The following is a 3917-nucleotide window of genomic DNA, read 5'->3' on the forward strand; positions in this document are numbered from 1 at the left end:
GGTACAACCATTTTACCATTTTCATCAGTTTTGTCTGTCAGACTCTTTTCCATAGTGTCCGAAACGGTAACGGAAATGTCTTTCAAAGGATTTCCGTCCTTGTCGGTTACGGTTACTGTGATGCGGTTTGCGTAGTCAATGCTTGTTTCGTCCGGCAATGTTATCGAGATTGTGCTGTCATCGTTCAATTTTACAAAAGCGTTTTCGACAGCTCCGCTCTCGTCATTGACAAACACATACATTCCGTCAATGCGTACTTTTCCGGTGTCGTCCGTAAAACCGTCTTTGGCGGTTGGCAATGTAATTTTTCCGAACATATCAGTAATGCCTTTTTCGATGTAGTCCGCATCTCCGAGCGTTATAACCGTAACGCCCTGCTGCGGCTGTCCGTGCTGGTCGGTAACAGTTATAATAACAGGATATTCACTTGTTGGCTTAATTCCCTCCGGCAAGTCAACTACAATATTATTGCTCTCACCAATGTAAACCTCACAATTCGGAATAACGACATTCATTTTGTCTGTAGCCTTTACGACAAATGTGTTTTTCTTATCCTCATCATCTTTGCCGACCGTACCGCTGTTATCACCTGTAGATGTCTTGTTGTTCGGCACTTTCAACTGTCCGTTTTCATCTGTTTTACCCGTTGCTGCGTTATTGTTTTCATCATAGATAAAAATCTGCAACGCTGATTTCGGTTGCTGCGAATCTGTGTTAATTGCCGTGATGATTGTCTGATCCTCGTAGTCCAAAAGTCTGCCTTTGGGAAGTTTGATAGTTACATTATCATTTATGTCAATGCTGATTTCACTGTCAAAAATCGGGTTACCGTCCTTATTGGTTACAAGAATAGAAAAATCACCGACCTTTGAGTTACCATCCTCATCGGTACGGTCTTTTTCTACAAGCTGCGGTATTGCTGCTCTTGATAAAACTTCACCGCAAGTCAAGCACTCAATATGCTTTTCTCCGGCGTGTTCGATAGTCGCAGGCTCGTCAATTATCCAATCAGAGGGTTTATGTCCTAACATATCCTTATAGTCGGCAGTATATGTTTTTCCGCAGTTTTCGCAAGTGTATATGGTATAACCGGAAGCCGTACAAGTAGGCTCGGTTACATCAGCAATATAACTGTGATTGATTTTATCGGTGTAATCGCTGATATATTTATAATCACAGTTTTTACACTCATACACCGTATATCCGAGAGCCGTGCAAGTCGGAGTAGTTACAGTCTTTGTATAGTCGTGAGCAGCTTTGTCAACATAGTCAGCCTTGTAGCTATCGCCGCAGCTTTCACAGGTGTAAATTGTATATCCCATTTCTGTGCAAGTGGGTGGAACTACGGTTTTCTTGTAGGTATGCTTTTCACAGTCGGTTAAATCCCCGATATACTCTTTGCCACAGTCGGGGCAAGTGTAAACGGTATAACCGTGTTCGGTGCAAGTAGGCGGAATAACCTTTTTGTCATAATTATGTTCCGTCTTATCGGTATAATCCGCAACATAGGTATCGCCGCAGTCTACACAGGTATAGGTTGTAAATCCAAATTCTGTGCAAGTCGGATTTGTGATTTCTGCTTTGTAGTTATGCGGTTTCTTTTCTGTGTAGTCCGAAACAAATTCATCACCGCAGTTTACGCAAGTGTATGTTGTGTAGCCGTGTTCGGTACAAGTGGGATTTGTTACGGTCTGCTTGTAATCGTGTTCTGCCTTATCGGTGTAATTGCCAACATAGCTGTCGCCGCAATTATCGCATTTATATTCCGTATAACCCATAGCTGTGCAAGTCGGGGCAACTACATTTTCGGAATAGCTGTGTCCTTTCGGCAGCTCTAAAACCGTGCCGCACTTTTCGCAAGTTTGCGGTTCTGTGCAAGTAGCTGCTTTGCCCGGTGTATGTCCCGTTGCGGATTCTGCCTTAATCATCTTTTCTGAACAGTTATCATTTTTGCAGCGATATTCAATTACGCCGTCCGCCGTGCAAGTAGAGGAAGTAACCGAATGTCCCTCGTCCCAATTATGTCCCGTAGGCTCGGTGTAATCCGAAACATAATTTAATCCGCACATCGTACAAGTTGAGGTTGTATAACCCTTGTCCTCACAGGTCGGCTCTTTGGTAATTCTTTCGTAGGAATGTGAAATAATCGGCGTCATATCGGTTATATATGAATTACCGCAGATTTCACAAGTATGATTTGTATAGCCTGTCATTCTGCAAGTAGGCTGCACCTTTTCTGTCTTGTATTTATGCTCGCCAACGGGTGTTGTTTCTTCATAAAAGCTGCCGCATTTATCACACAAATTGAGTTTTAATCCGCCCTGTTTGCAGGTCGCTTCTCTTATGGTAATTGCCTTATAATTATGCCCGGTTGCCTTTGTGTAATTTCTCTTGTCAAGGTTTCCGCAGCCGTCGCACTGCCATCTTTCATAACCGAGATTATCACAAGAGGGAGCAACTGTTTCGAGATAACGATAATCGTGTTCGTGCTTTTCGGGAAGTACAATAACCGTTCCGCCGTTGTTATCATCCTTTTTGTCCTCCAGCAGCCATACATACGATACGCCGTTTTCAACCATTGTTTCACCGACGTATTTATAGCTGATTTCATAATATACGGGGTAATATCCGGCTTTGGTGTAATTCGGTGCGGAGGTCATATAGCAGTCGGAGGCGGTTTTGCCGTAACGGATTTTTGTATGCACACCGCTGTCGGATAAATCGGATACGCTTACCGTATGTGCGTCACCGTCTGCCGTTCCGTAATAGGACGATACAACCGATTTTGCCGCAACATATTCGCTTGTGGTATAGCCGCAGTCATCGCACTTTTCCGTGAGATAAAAGCGGTTGTTGCCGATCTGTCCGTCAACCGTACTTGAAAGGTCGTGCGACTCTTTCTTGATAGTTGCCTTTGCATAAGTACCTTTGCAGAATTGGCAGTATTCGCCTTTCTTTAATACGGTTGTGTGCTGATGTTCGTCATACAACTCGTAAGTCGTATTATCAAAGTCGATAAAAAAGTTGTGGTCGCAAGAGTTCAAGCCATAAACATTGTTGTTAAAGTTATATGCACCCGAACCGTCAACGGAGTTAATTGTGCCGCAAGTCTGACACACAGACTTTGTGTAATGATACCCCGTATAGCTTGCGTCCACACCGGGAGTGCCGCTGTCGGTGTTGCCTTTTTTCTGACCGTCAATATCGTAACCGTCCGACCATTTTACACCGTGATTCATAGCCGTCTGTCCCGATTTGGTGTATTCGGGTACACGGTAGGTTAAAACGGTTGTGTGCTTATTGCATACCGGGCACCACTGCGTTTCATAGGTTACGGTTGCGTTCATATCCAACTCATTTGTGCGGTTATTGGTTTTGAGCCAATTATCCGCAGGATCTTCGTAATCGCTTTTCTGTGCCGCAAGAACCGACACGGGGAGTGTGCCTGCAACAATAATAACTGCAAGCAGCATTGAAATAACCGATTTCATAGAAAAATGTTTGGTTTTCATAGAATAAAATTCTCCTTTACAAATTTATGGTTTGGTTTATACATTACGAAAAGCCGCCATATTTACGGCGGCTCTCGGTAGCGTGGTTGTGGAATTTTCATTTACTCTCTGCCTTTCCGCTTTTTCTTGCGTTTTTTCTGCTGCGGCTGCTTGTGTTGTATAGCCTTTTCCTTTTCCGGAGCAGGCTTTTTCTTTTCTTCCAAATCAGCCTTTATGTCCTCAATCTTCTTTCTGACCGAGGGTTTAATACCGTTGTCCGTTTTTGCCATATCCCCGAATAAGATAGATTTGCTCCCGTGCGGATTTTCGTTTGTTCTCTCCGCACGGGACGGACGGTTTTTTGAGTTTTCGTCCTTTGTATTATCCGATGTAACCTCCGTCTGTTCGGGGACTTCCGGTTCAATT

At 43.8% G+C, this 3917-nt stretch carries 2 protein-coding genes; both read right to left on the minus strand.

Annotation, left to right across the window (positions count from 1 at the left end):
- Nucleotides 1-3512 (minus strand): Ig-like domain-containing protein (locus H8706_RS11800; protein WP_262432794.1); only part of this gene is annotated, 3512 nt, incomplete at its 3' end.
- A 101-nt stretch (nucleotides 3513-3613) separates the two neighbouring features.
- On the minus strand, nucleotides 3614-3917 hold a 304-nt coding region (locus tag H8706_RS11805; protein WP_394354575.1), incomplete at its 5' end, for a hypothetical protein.

Origin of the sequence: Qingrenia yutianensis, from assembly GCF_014385105.1 — a bacterium.
GTDB lineage: Bacteria > Bacillota > Clostridia > UMGS1810 > UMGS1810 > Qingrenia > Qingrenia yutianensis.